This is a genomic window from Dokdonella sp. (genome assembly GCF_019634845.1).
Lineage (GTDB): Bacteria > Pseudomonadota > Gammaproteobacteria > Xanthomonadales > Rhodanobacteraceae > Dokdonella_A.
Genome location: NZ_JAHCAQ010000010.1, coordinates 16244 through 31961 on the forward strand (window position 1 = coordinate 16244; position 15718 = coordinate 31961).

Annotated in this window: 19 protein-coding genes, 1 tRNA gene and 1 pseudogene; 5 read left to right on the top strand and 16 right to left on the bottom strand. The window is 67.8% G+C overall.

What is annotated here, in order from left to right; all coding sequences use genetic code 11:
- Positions 1 to 34: 34 nt before the first annotated feature.
- Positions 35 to 1909: an MFS transporter gene (locus KF903_RS08725; RefSeq protein WP_291213714.1), complete on the top strand. Its 1875-nt coding sequence runs from the start codon at positions 35 to 37 to the stop codon at positions 1907 to 1909.
- Positions 1910 to 1916: 7 nt separating this feature from the next.
- Here the strand turns inward: KF903_RS08725 and KF903_RS08730 are convergent, their stop codons facing one another.
- The 6 genes from KF903_RS08730 to KF903_RS08755 all read right to left on the bottom strand — a co-directional run bounded on the left by KF903_RS08730 (position 1917) and on the right by KF903_RS08755 (position 6362).
- Complete coding sequence (locus tag KF903_RS08730) at positions 1917 to 2693, bottom strand: ferredoxin--NADP reductase (RefSeq protein WP_291213716.1); 777 nt, start codon at positions 2691 to 2693, stop codon at positions 1917 to 1919.
- Positions 2694 to 2808: 115 nt separating this feature from the next.
- A complete protein-coding gene (ampE, locus tag KF903_RS08735) occupies positions 2809 to 3696 on the bottom strand; it encodes a regulatory signaling modulator protein AmpE (RefSeq protein ID WP_291213718.1) in 888 nt (295 codons plus the stop codon).
- A gap of 139 nt (positions 3697 to 3835) precedes the next feature.
- Positions 3836 to 4801, bottom strand: coding sequence for an NAD(+) diphosphatase (nudC, locus tag KF903_RS08740; RefSeq protein WP_291213720.1), 966 nt, complete (start codon positions 4799 to 4801; stop codon positions 3836 to 3838).
- A gap of 7 nt (positions 4802 to 4808) precedes the next feature.
- Positions 4809 to 5177, bottom strand: a complete 369-nt coding sequence (gene erpA, locus KF903_RS08745) for an iron-sulfur cluster insertion protein ErpA (RefSeq protein ID WP_291213722.1) — start codon at positions 5175 to 5177, stop codon at positions 4809 to 4811.
- A gap of 47 nt (positions 5178 to 5224) precedes the next feature.
- The gene (locus KF903_RS08750) at positions 5225 to 5656 is read right to left on the bottom strand and encodes a polymer-forming cytoskeletal protein (RefSeq protein WP_291213724.1); all 432 of its coding nucleotides are present in this window, start codon (positions 5654 to 5656) and stop codon (positions 5225 to 5227) included.
- Positions 5643 to 6362 carry a DUF6776 family protein gene (locus KF903_RS08755; RefSeq protein WP_291213726.1) on the bottom strand — a complete coding sequence of 240 codons (720 nt, stop codon included), beginning with the start codon at positions 6360 to 6362 and terminating at the stop codon, positions 5643 to 5645. The genes KF903_RS08750 and KF903_RS08755 overlap by 14 nt, the downstream gene beginning before the upstream one ends.
- Before the next feature lie 125 nt (positions 6363 to 6487).
- On the opposite strand from KF903_RS08755, the gene KF903_RS08760 reads away from it, so the two are divergent.
- Positions 6488 to 6925, top strand: a complete 438-nt coding sequence (locus KF903_RS08760) for a CopD family protein (RefSeq protein WP_291213728.1) — start codon at positions 6488 to 6490, stop codon at positions 6923 to 6925.
- A 36-nt stretch (positions 6926 to 6961) separates the two neighbouring features.
- Here the strand turns inward: KF903_RS08760 and bfr are convergent, their stop codons facing one another.
- From bfr to KF903_RS08775, 3 genes are all read right to left on the bottom strand, one after another.
- A complete protein-coding gene (gene bfr / locus KF903_RS08765; RefSeq protein ID WP_291213730.1) occupies positions 6962 to 7432 on the bottom strand; it encodes a bacterioferritin in 471 nt (156 codons plus the stop codon).
- A 133-nt stretch (positions 7433 to 7565) separates the two neighbouring features.
- Positions 7566 to 7877: a (2Fe-2S)-binding protein gene (locus tag KF903_RS08770; protein ID WP_291213732.1), complete on the bottom strand. Its 312-nt coding sequence runs from the start codon at positions 7875 to 7877 to the stop codon at positions 7566 to 7568.
- A complete protein-coding gene (locus tag KF903_RS08775) occupies positions 7847 to 8377 on the bottom strand; it encodes an RNA pyrophosphohydrolase (RefSeq protein ID WP_345777753.1) in 531 nt (176 codons plus the stop codon). The genes KF903_RS08770 and KF903_RS08775 overlap by 31 nt, the downstream gene beginning before the upstream one ends.
- A 236-nt stretch (positions 8378 to 8613) precedes the next feature.
- On the opposite strand from KF903_RS08775, the gene KF903_RS08780 reads away from it, so the two are divergent.
- Positions 8614 to 8690 (top strand) — tRNA-Met (locus KF903_RS08780).
- 201 nt (positions 8691 to 8891) lie between these two features.
- Here KF903_RS08780 and KF903_RS08785 read toward each other — a convergent pair.
- Together KF903_RS08785 and KF903_RS08790 are read right to left on the bottom strand one after the other, a co-directional pair.
- Complete coding sequence (locus tag KF903_RS08785) at positions 8892 to 9125, bottom strand: hypothetical protein (RefSeq protein WP_291213734.1); 234 nt, start codon at positions 9123 to 9125, stop codon at positions 8892 to 8894.
- A 9-nt stretch (positions 9126 to 9134) separates the two neighbouring features.
- Positions 9135 to 10118: a nitrilase-related carbon-nitrogen hydrolase gene (locus tag KF903_RS08790; protein WP_291213736.1), complete on the bottom strand. Its 984-nt coding sequence runs from the start codon at positions 10116 to 10118 to the stop codon at positions 9135 to 9137.
- 268 nt (positions 10119 to 10386) lie between these two features.
- On the opposite strand from KF903_RS08790, the gene KF903_RS08795 reads away from it, so the two are divergent.
- Positions 10387 to 10674 (top strand): hypothetical protein, encoded by a 288-nt coding sequence (locus KF903_RS08795; RefSeq protein ID WP_291213738.1) that lies wholly within the window; start codon positions 10387 to 10389, stop codon positions 10672 to 10674.
- A 35-nt stretch (positions 10675 to 10709) separates the two neighbouring features.
- Positions 10710 to 11234 (top strand): PadR family transcriptional regulator, encoded by a 525-nt coding sequence (locus tag KF903_RS08800; RefSeq protein WP_291213740.1) that lies wholly within the window; start codon positions 10710 to 10712, stop codon positions 11232 to 11234.
- Positions 11235 to 11513: 279 nt separating this feature from the next.
- Here the strand turns inward: KF903_RS08800 and KF903_RS08805 are convergent.
- The 5 genes and pseudogenes from KF903_RS08805 to KF903_RS08825 form a co-directional block, all read right to left on the bottom strand.
- Positions 11514 to 12481 (bottom strand): annotated as a pseudogene (locus KF903_RS08805) (IS5 family transposase); the annotation flags it as partial.
- Between the two features lie 461 nt (positions 12482 to 12942).
- On the bottom strand, positions 12943 to 14337 hold the full coding sequence (locus tag KF903_RS08810) for an SMI1/KNR4 family protein (RefSeq protein WP_343214984.1): 1395 nt from the start codon (positions 14335 to 14337) through the stop codon (positions 12943 to 12945).
- Positions 14334 to 14825: a hypothetical protein gene (locus tag KF903_RS08815; RefSeq protein ID WP_291213744.1), complete on the bottom strand. Its 492-nt coding sequence runs from the start codon at positions 14823 to 14825 to the stop codon at positions 14334 to 14336. The genes KF903_RS08810 and KF903_RS08815 overlap by 4 nt, the downstream gene beginning before the upstream one ends.
- The gene (locus tag KF903_RS08820; RefSeq protein WP_291213746.1) at positions 14815 to 15237 is read right to left on the bottom strand and encodes a hypothetical protein; all 423 of its coding nucleotides are present in this window, start codon (positions 15235 to 15237) and stop codon (positions 14815 to 14817) included. The genes KF903_RS08815 and KF903_RS08820 overlap by 11 nt, the downstream gene beginning before the upstream one ends.
- Positions 15238 to 15240: 3 nt before the next feature.
- Positions 15241 to 15678 carry a hypothetical protein gene (locus KF903_RS08825; RefSeq protein ID WP_291213747.1) on the bottom strand — a complete coding sequence of 146 codons (438 nt, stop codon included), beginning with the start codon at positions 15676 to 15678 and terminating at the stop codon, positions 15241 to 15243.
- Between the last annotated feature and the right edge of the window lie 40 nt (positions 15679 to 15718).

A 15718-nucleotide genomic window follows, 5' to 3' on the forward strand; every position in this document is an offset into this window, starting at 1 on the left:
CGTCGGCCACTGCCGCGCGCCCAAGGGACTGTGCATGTCCGATTCGAGCCAATTCCGCCTGCTCGGCACCCGCCGTTTCGCACCGTTCTTCGCCACCCAGTCGCTCGGCGCGTTCAACGACAACGCATTCCGCAATGCGCTGGTGGTGCTGGTCGGCTACCACATGGGACTGGATGACGATGCCGTGGGGTTTTACTCCAACATCGCGCCGGCGCTGTTCATCCTGCCGTTCTTCCTGTTCTCGGCCAGTGCCGGACAACTGGCCGAGAAGCGCGAGAAGGCGCAGATCATCCGCTGGGTCAAGCTGTTCGAGATCGCGGTGATGCTGCTGGCCGCGGTCGGCTTCTGGCTCAAGTCGATCCCGTTGCTGCTTGGCGTGCTGTTCCTCATGGGTCTGCACTCGACCGTGTTCGGTCCGATCAAGTACGCGATCCTGCCGCAGGCGCTGCGCACCGAGGAGCTGGTGGGCGGCAACGCGCTGGTCGAGACCGGCACGTCGCTCGCGGTGCTGCTCGGCATGGTCGCCGGTGGCGCGGCGATGAGTCACAGCCCGCTGCTCGCCTCGCTGCTCGTGGTCGGGGTGGCGCTGATCGGCTGGTTCAGCAGCCGCGCGATCCCGGCCGCGCCCGCCACCGCGCCCGACCTTGTCTTCAACTGGAACCCGCTCACCGAGACCTGGCGCGTGCTGGGCTTCGTGGCCAAGGACCGCACGATCTTCAATTCGGTGCTCGGCATCTCGTGGTTCTGGTTCTTCGGCGGCGTGTTCACGATGCAGCTGCCCAACTACACCAAGCTGTTCCTCGGCGGCAACGAGGGCGTGCAGATCCTCGTGCTGGCGCTGTTTTCGCTCGGCGTGGGCGCCGGCTCGCTGCTGTGCGAACGGCTGTCGGGGCACAAGGTCGAGATTGGACTCGTGCCGCTGGGCTCGATCGGCATCACGCTGTTCGGCCTCGATCTGTATTTCGCCCGGCCCGCCGCCGCCAGCCTGCACGACCTCGGTGCGCTGGCCTTCCTGGCCGCACCCGGCAGCTGGCGCATCATCGCCGACTTCGTCCTCGTCGGCCTGTTCGCCGGCTTCTACATCGTGCCGCTGTTCGCGCTGGTGCAGAGCCGCGCCGAGCGCAGCGAGCTGTCGCGCGTCATCGCCGGCAACAACATCATCAACGCGCTGTTCATCGTCGGTGCGGCCGCGTTCGGCATGGGCCTGGCGGCGGCCGGGCTGACGATCCCGCAGATCTTCCTCGCGGTGGCCGTGCTCAATGCCGTGGTGGCGATCTACATCTACACGCTGGTGCCCGAATTCCTGATGCGGTTCCTGACCTGGATCCTCATCAACACGCTCTACCGCGTCGACGCGCGCGGCCTCGACAACGTGCCCGAGCATGGGCCGGCACTCATCGTCTGCAACCACGTGAGCTTCGTCGACGCGCTCATCGTCGGCGGCTGCGTGCGGCGACCGATCCGCTTCGTGATGTACTACAAGATCTTCCGCATCCCGGTGCTGAGCTTCATCTTCCGCACCGCCAAGGCGATCCCGATCGCCGGCCACAAGGAAGACCCGGCCTTGCTCGAGCGGGCGTTCGAAGCGATCGACGCCGCGTTGCAGGAAGGCCACGTGGTCTGCGTGTTCCCCGAAGGCGGCCTCACCAGCGACGGCAGCATGGCGCCATTCCGCCCCGGCGTGGAGCGCATGCTGGCGCGGCGCCCGGTGCCGGTGGTGCCGTGCGCGCTGCGCGGCCTGTGGGGTTCGGTGTTCAGCCGTCGCGACAGCCTGCTCGGTCGCGCGCGCCTGCCACGGCGCTTCCGCGCCCATATCGAGCTCGTGGTCGGTGCACCGGTCGCACCGGCCGACGCCAGTGCGGCGCGGCTGGAAGCGGCCGTGCGCGAGCTGCGCGGCGATCTGGCCTGAGGCGCGGCTATTTGTCGACGAAGGCGCGCTCGACCACGTAGTCGCCCGGCGTGCCGATGCGCGGCGAAATCGCAAAGCCGCGCGCATCGAGCAGGCTGCGCAGGTCCTTGAGCATGGCCGGGCTGCCACACAGCATGAAGCGATCCTGCGCCGGATCGAGCGGACCCAGGCCGCAGTCGCGCTGCAGGTCGCCGCTTTCGAGCAGCGCGGTCAGCCGGCCACGATGGCGGAACGGCTCACGCGTGACCGCCGGGTAGTAGATGAGCCGGTCGCGCATGAGTTCACCGAGGAACTCGTGCCGCGGCAGCTCATTGCTGATGAAGTCGCCATACGCCAGATCGGCGATCGTGCGCACGCCGTGGGCGAGCACGATGCGCTCGAAACGCGTGTAGATCTCCGGGTCCTGGATCAGGCTCAGGAACGGCGCCAGGCCGGTGCCGGTGCCGAGCAGGTACAGGTGCTTGCCGGGCTTGAGGTCGTGCAGCGTGAGCGTGCCGATCGCCTTGCGGCTGACAAGCACCTCGTCGCCGATCTTGAGATGCTGCAGGCGCGAGGTCAGCGGCCCGTTGGCGACCTTGATGCTGAAGAACTCCAGATGCTCTTCCCAGTGCGGACTGGTGATGCTGTACGCGCGCACCAGCGGCCGGCCATCGACCACGAGGCCGAGCATGATGAAGTGGCCGCTCTCGAAGCGCAGGCTGTCGCTGCGCGTGGTGCGGAAGCTGAAGAGGTCGTCGTTCCAGTGGTGGACGGCCAGGACGCGTTCGGTCGTGTAGGGGGTCATGCGGCGGTATTGTGCGGATATCGATCGGGCGCGATGGGCGGCAATGCGTCGCGGTCATGCGCGCGGCCGCCGTCGGCATGCAAGGGCTTCACAGATGGGTGCGCGGGCGCGCCATTCAATGCGTCACGATGAGCACCGCGGCCAGCGCCAGCACGGCCAGCCAGGCCACCAGCACGCGGCGCAGCACGCGCCGCGCGTCGGCCAGCTCCGCCAGCGGATCGGCGACATCCTGCGCGTAGCCATCACCGGCCTCGACATCGGCGTTGACTCCGGCGCGGGCCAGCACAGCCAGGAATCCGAGGTCGAGCGTGAACACGCCCCGTCCCGGCGCGGCATGGTAGTCGCGCCAGGTGCCGATCACGGCATCGAAGTCCGACACCAGCGCCAGGGTAAGCGCGACGAGGTGCGCCGGTGCCCAGTCGAGCAGGCGCGCGGTGCGTTCGAGCACTTCGTTCTGCGCATCGCCCATCAGCGGCCGCAGCGCCGCGTGGCGCGCCAGCAACTGCACCAGGCGATACCCGAGCGCTCCCGCCGGGCCCAGCACCACGAACCAGAACAACACGCCAAACCAGCGCGACAGCGCCGAGGCGAACGTCGCTTCGACGAGCGCCGCCGACTCCAGCGGCAGCGTCTGCAATGCCGGATCGGGTCGCAGCGCCTGCGCCGCCGCCAGGCGGCGTTCGCCATCGGGCGCCTTGAGCACGCCGTCGACGTCGGCGTCGAGATCGCGCGGACCCCAGCAGTAGTACAGCACGAGCACCGCGAACACGAACCCCGGCAGTCCGAACAGCACGCGCGCCAGCGCCATCTGCAGCAGTGCGCAGGCGACGACGAGCAGCAGCACCAGGGCCGCGAGGCGATAGCTCGACGAACGCTCGTGCGCAGGGCCCATCCAGCGCTGCGTGGCCGCCTGCAACCAGCCAAAGTCGCGCCAGCGTGCGAGGTCGGGCGCCGCATGCGCGGCGACCAAGGCGAGAACGATGGCGAGGAAGGTCGGAGCCATGGGCGCTGGCACTGCCGTGTTCGGGCGATCGCACCATTCTAGCGGACACGGCAGCGCGCCGCGGTGACCGTGACCGGGCGGGCGCTGCGCTGCGCGCGGCAGGCGCCGGCGGCAAACCGGATCGCCAGGCGCCGCACGTTCAACTCGCGGCGCGCAGCGTGTGCTCCAGCGCGTCGAGGTCGACACCGCGACCGCGCAGCCAGTGCGCGATGAGCGCACGCGACACCGACACGCGCGGCGGCAGGCTCAATGAACCCGCGCGCAAGCCGTCCACGAGTTCGCCGGCGCTGAACCAGCGCGCGTCGGCCAGCTCGTGGCCGACGCGGATCGAGGGATCGTCGGCCTGCGCCACGAAGCCGAGCATGAGTGCGGCCGGAAACGGCCATGGCTGCGAGGAATGATAGGCGCAGGCGCCGACCCGCACGCCGGCTTCCTCGTGCACTTCGCGCCGCACCGCATCCTCGATCGATTCGCCGGGCTCGACGAAACCGGCCAGCGTCGACCAGCGCCCGACCTGCCAGCTTGCCTGGCGGCCAAGCAGGCAGCGATCCTGCCAACCGACGATGACGATGATCGCCGGGTCCAGCCGCGGAAAATGGTCGATGCCGCAGCCGGGATTGCTGCAATGGGCGCGATGGCCCAACGCCACCAGCAGCAGCGGCGCGCCGCAGGCGCCGCAGAAGCGCGCCCGTGAATGCCAGTGCGCGAGTGCGCGCGCATAGGCGAACAGGCCGCTGTCGAAAGCCGGCAGGCGCAGCCCGGCGCTGCGCAGGTCGAGATCGGTGGCCGCCAGCCGCGCCGCCAGCGCGAGGCCATCGGCTGCACTCACGCACAGCGCAAACAACGGACCGTGTGCATCCTCGCCAAGATAGGTCGCGGCGACCTGCGGCAGCAGCGCGCGCCGCTCGCGACTGTCGAGCAGGCGCAGCACCGTATCCGGCGCGGCGCCGACGAGGGCGCGAAAGCCATCGCGCGCATCCTCGCGCAGCAACAGGTAGCGGCCACGCGGATCGGCCGCCTGCGCCAGTGCCCACGCGGCGTCTTCGCGCTCCTCGGCCCGGCGATCGAGCGCGAGGCCAGCGAAGGCGTGGACGGGGTCGATCAAGGGCCGATCAGACGGTGAACGAGGAACCGCAGCCGCAGGTCGTGCGCGCGTTGGGATTGCGGATCACGAACTGCGCGCCGGACAACGACTCGGTGTAATCGACCTCGGCGCCGGCCAGGTACTGCAAGCTCAGCGGGTCGATCAGCAGCGTGACGCCGTCGCGGTCGAGTGCGAGATCGTCCTCGGCACGCTCCTCGTCGAAGCTGAATCCGTACTGGAAGCCCGAGCAGCCGCCGCCGCTGATGTACACGCGCAGCTTGAGATCGGGATTGCCTTCCTCGGCGATGAGCTCGCGCACCTTCTGCGCGGCCGCGCCCGTGAACACGAGTGGCGCGGCGCCGCTGTCGAGGTAGGTCGGGGTGGCAGTGTCGTTCATGACATCAACTTCATCGGTCGCTCGCGCCAGCGGGCGCTGGGTACATTCTAGGCCGATGCGACTTCGGCCGCGCCAAGCGCAGCCTCGGTGCCGGTCGGGCCGGTCAGGCGGCGCTGGCCGCCATCCTCGTAATTCATGCTGCCGTTGACCTGTGCGCCAGCGGCCATTTCCAGCACCTTGTAGTAGACATTGCCGTTGATGCGCGCGCTGGTCCCCAGTTCGAGGCGCTCGGCCACATGCAGGTCGCCTTCGATGGTGCCGTTGATGACCGCGCTCGACACCCGCACCTCGCCGTGGACGCGGCCCTTTTCGCTGAGCGTGAGCACAGCGCCGGCGCCGTCGGCGGCGACGGTGCCCTTGACCATGCCATCCAGATGCAGGCCGCCGTCGAAACGGACGTCACCCTCGATCGTGGTGCCATCGGCAATCAGGGTGCTGATCGAGGCGATGACGCGGTCGCGCTTGTCATTGCGGAACATTTTCGTACTCCTGGCCCTTGGTCGCGTCGGCCCATGCGAAGGACTGCTCGGCGCGCGCGCCATCGCCTTCGGCGCGCACGACCACGCGATTGGGCGCAAAGCCGTCGGGGAGCATCATGGTACCGCGCACCTGCGCGAAATACTTGAACGTGTACGCAGTTCCAGCCGCGTTGGGATCCTGCACGAGAGTCTTCCAGTCGAGCGTTTCGAGGCGGCCGTCGAGCACGCCTTCCACGCTCAGCGCGACGCGCCCGCTGGTTTCATCGCCGCGCTTGAAGTTCTGGGTCAGCGTGGCGATGAAGTTCCATGCCCGCGAGCCCGCCACCGGCGTCACGCGCAATGCCTGCACCGTCAGTCCTTCGCGCTTGCCACCGAGCAGGCGCCCGTAGAACGCCAGGTCGGCGCGCAGGCTGTCGAGCTCCTCGTCGCGGTCGCGCAGGGAAGCCTGCAGGTCGCCCAGCGCCGCCTTGGCCACCTGTTCGGAACGCGACAGTTGCGCGATGCGGGCATCGAGGGCGAGGTTGCGCTCCTGCGCCGCGCGCAACGCGGCAGCGCTGCCGGCGTCGGAGCGCTGGCGCATCAGCGCCGCAGCGGCCACCGCCATCAGCAGCAGCGAGGCGAGCCAGATGAGCGCCAGCAACCAGCGTCGGCGTCGCTCCTGGCCCGGATCGGTACTGCGCACGACATAGGTGGGCAAACTGGGCATGCGGACACCGCGCCGGCCGATGGGAACCGCGAGTTATAGGTGGCGCGGCCCGCTGCGGTCAACGCGCGCCGCAGCAGCGCCGTCGCGGTACTCCGGCGCAGGTACAATCGGCGCTTTGTCCGGCGATGCCTGTCATGCTCTGGCTCAAGGCCTTCCACATCATCTTCGTCGTCACCTGGTTCGCCGGCCTGTTCTACCTGCCGCGGCTGTTCGTCTACCACGCCGAAGCGCGCGAACCTGCGCTGCACGAGCGCTTCAAGATCATGGAGCGGCGCCTGCTCGGCATCACCCACATCGGCGGCGTGCTGGCGGTCGGCCTCGGCCTGGCGACGATGGCGGCGTTTGCCTGGCACAACCTCGCCTACCTGCGGCAGGGCTGGCTGCATGCCAAGATCGCGCTGGTGCTGCTGCTGATCGGCTACCACCTCATGCTGGCGCGCATGGTCGGCCAGTTCGCGCGTGACGCCAACACGCGCAGCAGCCGCTGGCTGCGCGTGTTCAACGAGATTCCGGCACTGCTGCTGATCGCGATCGTGCTGCTGGTCGTGCTCAAGCCCTGGTAACACGGCGGCATCCGCCGCGGGCGGTTGACGCGCCCTTCAGTCGCGCAGCTTGTCCTGCAGGTAGAGGTTTTCGCCCAGCCGCTCGATGAGGCCGAGCTGGGTCTCGAGCCAATCGATGTGCTCTTCTTCCGATTCGAGGATGCGCCCGAGCAGTTCGCGGCTGACGTAGTCGCCCAGCGCCTCGCAATCGGCGATGCCGGCCTTGAGGTCGGGCACCGCCGCCATCTCCAGCTGCAGGTCGCAGGCCAGCGCCTCGCGCGGGGTCTCGCCGATGCGCAGCTTACCCAGCGCCTGCAGGTTGGGCAGGCCATCGAGGAACAGGATGCGCTCGATCAGCATGTCGGCATGCTTCATCTCGTCGATCGATTCCTTGTATTCGTGCTCGGCCAGCTCCCGGTAACCCCAGTTGCGGAACATGCGCGAGTGGAGGAAATACTGGTTGATCGAGGTGAGCTCGTTGAACAGTGCCTTGTTGAGGTGCGCGATGATCTTCGGATCGCCTTTCATGATGAGTCCCGATGACAGGCGCGCGCCGGCCAGTCCAACGCGCCAATGAATCGGCCTGACTATACGAGCGTGCCGCAGGCACGGCAAAGCCGCGCGCATGCGGCGCGGCGATCAGGCATCGAGGGAACGCGGCTCAGGCCGCGTGAGCGAAGCTCGGCAGACCCAGCGGACGGGACCGCGCGGTCACCGCTTCGTCGAACACCGAGCGGGCGACGTCCTCGCAGTTGCCGCAGCAGTTCGAGCAGCCCGTGGCATCGCGCAGGCTCGCGAACGAGTCGGTGCCATCGGCCACGGCGGCATGGATGTCACGGTCGGTGAGGGCATTGCAGATGCAGACGTACATGGCATGGCCGGAATGCGGGTCCACGCCATTCAAATGCAAACGCGAATGATTGTCAACACCGATCAGAAAACTCAGCCCGCCTGCGCCGTCGGCTGCGGCCATTGCTGCTGCCGCAGCGACAGCGCGCAGTTCGCCTCGGCCAGGGTCACCAGATGGCGCAGGGCCTGCTCGTACACGCGGCGCTTGAACGTGACCACATGCGCGGCCGGGTACCAGAAATCGACCCAGCGCCACAGATCGAACTCGGGTTCGTCATGCGCATCGAGCCGCACCGCCGAGTCGTCCCCGAGCAGGCGCAGCAGGAACCACACCTGCTTCTGGCCGATGCATACCGGGCGATGATGCCGGCGCACGAAGCGCTGCGGCAGCCGATAGCGCAACCAGCCGGGCGTCGCGCCCAGCACCTCGACATGGTGCGGCTGCAGGCCGGTCTCCTCCGCCAGTTCGCGATACATCGCCTCCAGCGGCGTCTCGTCGCTGTTCATGCCGCCCTGCGGGAACTGCCAGCCATCGCGCCCGACGCGGCGCGCCCAGAACACGCTGCCTTGCGCATTCATGAGGATGATGCCGACGTTCGGTCGATAGCCATCGGGATCAATCATGTCCAAACAACGTTGCAAGTACTTGATCCGATTCTTCCACACGGCTCCGGCACACGGCAAGCCAAGCCGGCCATCGGCGACTTGACAGCCTGCGGCAAGCCACTAGAATCGCTCGCCCCGCGCCGGACGCATGGTCCGCTGCAGTGCGTACCGACCGCGCCGGGGCGCATCCCACCCAAGCCGGATCAGGCCGCGCCCCATGCGAGGCGTCCCGGCACGGTACAATGCGACGCGATGGCTATGTAGCTCAGCCGGTTAGAGCACAGCACTCATAATGCTGGGGTCGGTGGTTCGAGTCCACCCATAGCCACCAGAATGTCAATATAAAACAATCTGTTGCATAGAAAGAGGCCCACCATCGAGTGGGCTTTTTTGTGCCCAAAATCCGGATGGGCGAAATCTAGGGGGCATGTCAGACCACCCCGTCGCCGAGCAATCGCTGCCAGTAGAAGACCCGCGTCAAGACATCTCGACGTCGTCGAACACGACCAGTTGCGAGCGCAGGTAGACGCATTCAACGCAGTCGCCCCGAGACAAGCACGGCATATCCGCAACCCCGGATCCAGATGACATCGGGAATGTCGTTGTTCTCGTCGTTTTCTTCAAGACGGAACCTGATGACAGCACTCACCGTTAGTGCGTTGTTCGGTCCGCCGGCAGACGCCGGACTGGAACCGGGGGGAGGCGGTATCAGCGGAGCATTGACTGCCGCGCCGTCGGGCATGCAACGCATTTCCGGCAGCATCATCTGTCGCGCTCATTCCGCTTCCCGCTTTCTGCGAAGCAGCGTCATTGCCACCAATCCGGCCAACAACGCCGCACAGGCGATCGCGAACGCATCGCCGATACGCGAATACGCTGTAACGCGCGCCGCCATTTGCAGGCGCGCGGAAGCAATGCCGCCGGGATGGGCGAAGGAATCCGACTGCGCCAGCACGTTTCCGGTGGCGTCCGCCACCAGCGACAGCCCGTTGCTGGTGGCGCGCACCACCGCCAACCCGTTCTCGATCGCACGGAAGCGCGCCATCTGGCCGTGCAGCGGGGTGATGGCGCGCCAGTCGTTGGCCGGTATCGCCAGCACGTCGACGCCGCTGCGCCTGGCCTTGCGGACCAGCGCGGGGAAGTCGGCATCGAAGCAGATGACCACGCCGAGCCGGCCGAACGGCGTGGTGACCGAATGCACTTGCCCGTCCCCGGCGACGATGGGCTCGCCCGGCACCGGGATCGCCTTGTGGTAGTCGAAGGCGAGGCGCCCGGCGGGATCGAACACGAGCGCCTTATTCGCCATCGGCGCGTTCGGCTCCGGCGCGACTTGGGCGGCGCCGGCCACGAGGTAAACGCCATGCCGGCGGGCGAACGCGCCGGCGCGCGCCATGAACTCCGGTTCCAGTGCGGCGTCGTATTGCGCACCCGCTTCCGGCCACACGACCAGCGCCGCACCCGACCGAACTGCCGCCTCGGCGCTGGCGAACAGGGCGTCGAACCGCTTGCGCGCGCCGGCATCGCGGCAGGCGTGGTCGTCGCGTGAAGCGCAGCCTTCGAAGAACCGATCGGGCAGGCCGGCGGGCGTCGCCAGCGCCGCGACCCGCACCGGCGCGGCGGCCGGCGGCGCATTGCTGGCGCGCACGATGCCGTATCCCAACGTCAGTGCGAAACAGACCGCGAATGCCGCGGATGCCATCCACGCACCCGTCTTCTGCGGCTCGAACAACTGCTGCGCCGCGCTGGCGAACCAGAACACGAAAAACGTCACGCCCCAGACGCCCGCCACCGAGGCGAACTGCGCGAGCGGCGCGAAGCCGGCCTGCACGTAGCCATCCACGCCCCACGTCCCGAACGGACTGGCCGCCGACAGCGCATGCAGCAGCGCCACGCCCGCGGCGGGAAAGACCAGCGATGCGGCTAGCGGTCGCAGGCGCGGCGCAAGCAGGCGATGGAGCAGATAAGGCAGCGCGCCGAGCAGGCCCGACACCACGCAGGTGACGACGAATTCCGCCTGGGGTGCCGGGATGACCCCGCGCATGGTGACGAAAGAGGCGATGCCCAGCGCCAGCGAGAGCAGCAGGGTGCCCGGCAAGGCGCGCGTGCCGGTGGCGAAGCGCAGCAGCAGCAGCGGCGCGATCCAGGCGACCGCGGCATGCGCGGTCACGCCGTTCGAGAAGCAGGCCGCCAGCGTGCCGAGCAGCAGGCATCCCCATTGCAAGGGGGCGGAGCGTGCGGAAAGGGAAATCGGCATCGGGCAATTTGGTATGCAACCAGGTGCATATAAGCCATCACCCGGACTTTTGCTAGTATAAATAGAGTGCATAAGGGCGTTCCGATGTCATTGAGAATGCTGATTCTGGCGATCGTCGAAGCCAAGCCGAGTACTGGCTACGCGATCACCAAGGAGTTCGACGCGGTGGCCGGCTTCTTCTGGCGCGCCAGCCACCAGCAGGTCTATCGCGAGCTGGCCGCGCTGGCCGACGAAGGGCTGGTACGCTTCAAGGACGTAGCCCAGGAAGGCCGCCCGGACAAGAAGGTCCATGCGATCACCGTCGCGGGCCGGCGCGCGTTCGCCGAATGGTACGCGCAGCCGCAGGATATTCCCCGACTCAACGATCCGCTGATGGTGAAGGTGTTCACGGGCGAACTGGGCGGCGTCGACAACCTCATCGAACAGCTGTCCGCGGCGCGCGCGCAGCATCTCGACAAGCTGGCCATGCTCGAAGCGATTCAGCGCGAGCACTACCCGGAAGCCCCGGCCGACATGCCGCGCTGGAAGCAGCTGGTGTACCTGACGCTGTGCTGGGGGCTGGCGCGCGAGCGGGCGTGGCTGCAATGGGCGGAGCAGAGCGAGGCGTTGTTGCGGGGATGAGCCTGTCCTCCGGCGAGGTTCTTTCGCACGGCTCGAACCGGCATCGACCTATTCTGAATCTGCCAAAAGTTCTTGAGCTTGCGGCTGTCTGTGAGATTTTCGATTGCTCGCGCTTCGCCATCACGACCGTTAGGGATGGTCTGATCAATCGCCACCGAGCTGCCTCCGCGTGCGATTGGGCCCTGCGCCGGTGAAGACACCCATTTGGGCGGCGCAATACCGCCCCATGTGCACCGCAGTGAACCCTTTCGGGCCACTGCGGACGCAGTCACCCCATGCCGGTTGCAACAAGCGCTTGCGCGCCATCCACAGATTGACCAGCGCAAGCAGCGTCGTCACCTGCGCGCCGTTCTTCGCCAGCCCTTGTAGCGCGCCTTCACGTAGGCGAACTGCCGATTGAGCACGCGGAAGGGATGCTCCACCGCCGCGCGGATCGAGGCCTTGGCGTGCTCCAGTTGCTCGGTGATCTCACGCAGCATCGGGGCGTCGACACCCTTCACCGCGCTGCGCTTTGCCGCGATCCAGAACCTTCGGCCACGCTTGGCCGCACGTTTCTCTGATCCGATGTAGCCGGCATCGCCGAAGACGTGCTGCTCCTTGCCGTGCAGCAGATCCGCCGCCATGGTCACATCGGCCACGTTCGCCGCCGTGCTCACCACGGTGTGCACTAGGCCCGACCCCTCGCCCACGCCGATATGCGCCTTCATGCCGAAGTACCACGGTTGGCCCTTCTTCGTCTGGTGCATGTCCGGGCCGCGTGCCTTGGCATTGTTCTTCGTCGACGGCGCCGCCGCAATGATCGTGGCGTCCACGATGGTGCCTTGCGACAGCTTCATGCCGTGCCGCTTCAGGTGCTCGCTCACCGCGGCCAACAACGATTCGGCCAGGCCGTGCTTCTCCAGCAGGTGGCGGAACTTGGACACCATCGACTCGTCCGGCGCGCTTTCCTGGCCCAGGTCGATGCCCACGAAGCGGCGCATCGCGGCCGAGTCGTACAGCGATTCTTCCACGCCCGGATCGGACAGCGCGTACCACTGCTGCAGAAAATGGATGCGCAGAATGCGCTCCAGCCCGACCGCGCGCCGGCGACCCACGCCGGGCTCCGGAGCCTTCGGATAGCGCGGCGCGATGACCGCACACGGCTCCGCCCACGGCACCACCTGATCCATCTCCGCCAGGAACACGTCACGCCGCGTCGGCTTGCGGTGCCACTCGAAACCGGCGTCGTGCTGCATCGACAGGCTCATCTGCTTGGTCGTCATCGGGCACGATCCGGCTACAGGTCGGGGCTTCGGCCGCGGGGCAAAATCAGAGTTTCCCTAATGTTCTCTGACCCGTTTTCCCGACCTGTTTTCCCGTGCTCCGCATAGCGACCGGATGACATCAACATTCCGTGCTCTCAACGACGACCTTCGACGTTCAAATCACACCGCCAGGACGCATGGTCCGTGATCGGGATGCGATATCCGAATGCTGCGATGCCAGACCTGACCCCTGTGGAGGTGTTGATGGCAGTGGATGCCATTTCCAGCGCGAAGGCCACGGAGCCATGTCACTGGCGACATGGCGGCCACCCAAGTAGTGGATGCACACAGCAGGAAGGGCGAGAAAGCAAGCTGATTGCTTGGCCGTTGCCGAAAGAGCGGGCGCCAACGTCAATTGGTGCCGCTGCAGGTTGCAATCCGCAAGCCCACGACGCCGTGCGCCTTCATGCCCTCACCCCCGGCCAGTTCCGCAATTCTTCCACCGCATCCAGCGCCTCGCGCAGCTCGCCGCCGACCTCCCGTTTCCACAATGCGGCGGCCTGCGCCCTGCCGCCCCGACGCAGGGATTCGCACAGTGCATCACGCGTGGCCTGTGGCAATGCCATCCACCGCCGCAGGGTGAGCGAACCCGGCGCGCCATGACGATTCGCGGGATCGCGCGCGGCGAAGCAGGGATACAACGCGGGCAGACGCGCATGGACGTCGCCGCCCTCCCGTGCGCAGTGCAGTTGAGGCATCACCGATTCGGGCAGGTCCCAGCCCAGGGCCATGGTCGGCGTGTCGAGCAGTTGCGCGACATTGGCGGCCATCAACACCTGCGCCGAGCGCACCACGGCGGTCAGGTCGTGCGGATCGACGCCGGCCGCCAGCAAGCGCTCCAGCGCCGGCAGATCGATGAACGGGAACCCGCTCGGCCCCGCTTGCCGCCAGCGTGCAATCCATTGCGGCTCGGGCTGTGTTTCGTCCACCACGTCGGCCCACAGGCCGCGCAGCAGCAGTTCCTGCAGCAACAGGCGCGCATCGCCGGCGGCCAGCGCACGCAAGGCGTCGTCCGCGCACCCGGCATCGACGCCCGCATCGGTTAACCGCATGCGCAGCAAGGCGAGGTCAGCGGTGGTGGGCGGGCCTGCCGCATCGAATCTTGCCGGTCGCCCCGCCACCAGCGTTTCGCATTGCCAAACCGGGAGGATGGATTGGGCGGGCGGCGCGGCTTGCGGCAGGCGCGACAATTCGTCGCGCAGGGCCTGCGGCGAAAGCCAGCGCAGTTCCCCATCCGCGCCCTGCATCGGGTCGTTCGCGACCAGTGCCCGCAGCCTTGCGCCCGCGGCGCAATCCAGTGCGATGGCGGTGCGCTCGATATCCAGGCGTACGATGCGCACGTCGTCCCCGGCGCTCCAGCGCGGCGCGTCGGCGCATTCGCCGCCCAGCGCGCGCAGCAGCATGGCGCAGGCGAAGTCGGCGAAGCTGGCGTGCGCTTCCGTGCACGGCCCGCCGGCATGCGGCAGCCGCAGCACCTGCGGCTCGGCGTCGGGCCGCGCCAGCAGGCACCAGACATCGCCGCCGCCGTCCTCGGCGAACGGCAGGAAACGCAGACCTTGCTGGCAGTCCGGGCGCAGCCATTCTTCGATGTGGATGGCGCTGGCATCGGCGCCGATCCATTCGAAATCGCGGCAAGCGATCAAGGCGGGCGGATCGCGCAGGTAGCGTTCGCGCGAGTCGGCCGCCCAAGCGGGGCCGTACTCGGTGCGTCCGGCGGCGAGCAGGCGCCGCAACGCCGCCGGCAGCGTGATTCCGACCCGCCGCGCCAGCGCCTCGTAGCCTGCTGCTACGTCAGTCATGCGCCCGCCTCCCCCGCGATCTGCGCACGCACGCGCTCCAACTCGGCCTCTTCCGCCTCCGTATCGGCATCGACTTCGGTCACCAGCAGGCGGATCCCGGGATGCGCGGCGAACGCGCCTTCATGCTCCAGCCGCGCCAGCACGCGGCGCAAGCGGTCGAGGAAAGCGTCGGCGATTCCGGGGTGGGCAGCGCATGCGTCTTCGTAGCGAACGCGCAATGGTTCGTAGCGCCGGTGCCAAAGTTCGGTCAGCGCCGGCAATTCGTCCTCCACTGCCTCATGCTCCCAGTCGGGCGGCTCCATCGCCGCGCGCTCGGGCAGGAAGGTCAGGCTGATACTCAGGAAGCCATGGGCGGAGCTGCAGTTGTAGGCGAAGCCGGCAATGCGCGGCTGCGTTGGCCAGGCTTCGCGCGCGGCGTCCAGTGCGCGCAGGGTCAGTTCGCGCACCAGCGGTTCGAAACCGGCGGCGGACAACATGTCAGTGTCCATCGGCATTCTCCTTGTCGTCGCTGTCCACGATGCACGCCTGCCCGGCCGCGGCCATCCGCGCAAGTTGCGCCGCGGCCTGCGCGTGCAGCGCCGGCTGCGCATGGAAGTTGAAGCGGATGCGCTCGGACAACGCCAGCGCCTGCGCACCCGCCGGCGACAGCGCAAGTTCGATGGCCATCGCGCCGATCCGCAGTGCGCGCACTTCGCCGCTGCAGGCCAGGTCCTGGTCGGTGCGCTCCAGGTACAGCGCGTCGCAAGCGGCATCGCCGGTCGCCTGCTGACCGCAGGCGATGTGCAGCACGTCGAGTGGATCGTGTTCGGATACGAAACCCAGACTGAGCCACTGCAGGCCATCGCCCTCGCCGCTGTGCACTTCGACCACGTCGATGTCACCCTCCAAGGTCGGGTTCATAGCTCAACCCTCCGCACAGATTTCGTCGAGCCGTCCATCGATCAGGCGAAGGCTCGCGCACTGCTCGTCCCACGGGATTTCGTAGTGGATCGAGCAGGCGTTCGCGTCGTCACCACCGTGCACCTCGATCCAGCACGGGTCGAGATGCGACCACAGGTTGGCGTCGCACAGCGCGATCTCGTCCGGCACGACCTCGCACTCCCGCAGGTAGGCGACCAGCGCCGGTGTCGCCTGCGCGCGGATGCGCTCGCCATCGGCCAGCACGCGCGCGAAGGCGGCTACCTGTTCTGGCATCGGCCCCTCGCGCCGGCCATGCACGCGCAGGGCGAAACCCACGCCCAAGTGCGGCAGGTCGATCGTGCCTTCCCAGACGCTGCTCTGGCCCTGCGCGGTGAGCCTGCCGAAAGGCGGGCAGTCGAGGTGACGGTCAAAGATTCCCATGCGGGGCTCCACTGGCCTTCAGGATTTCGGGATTGCGAAC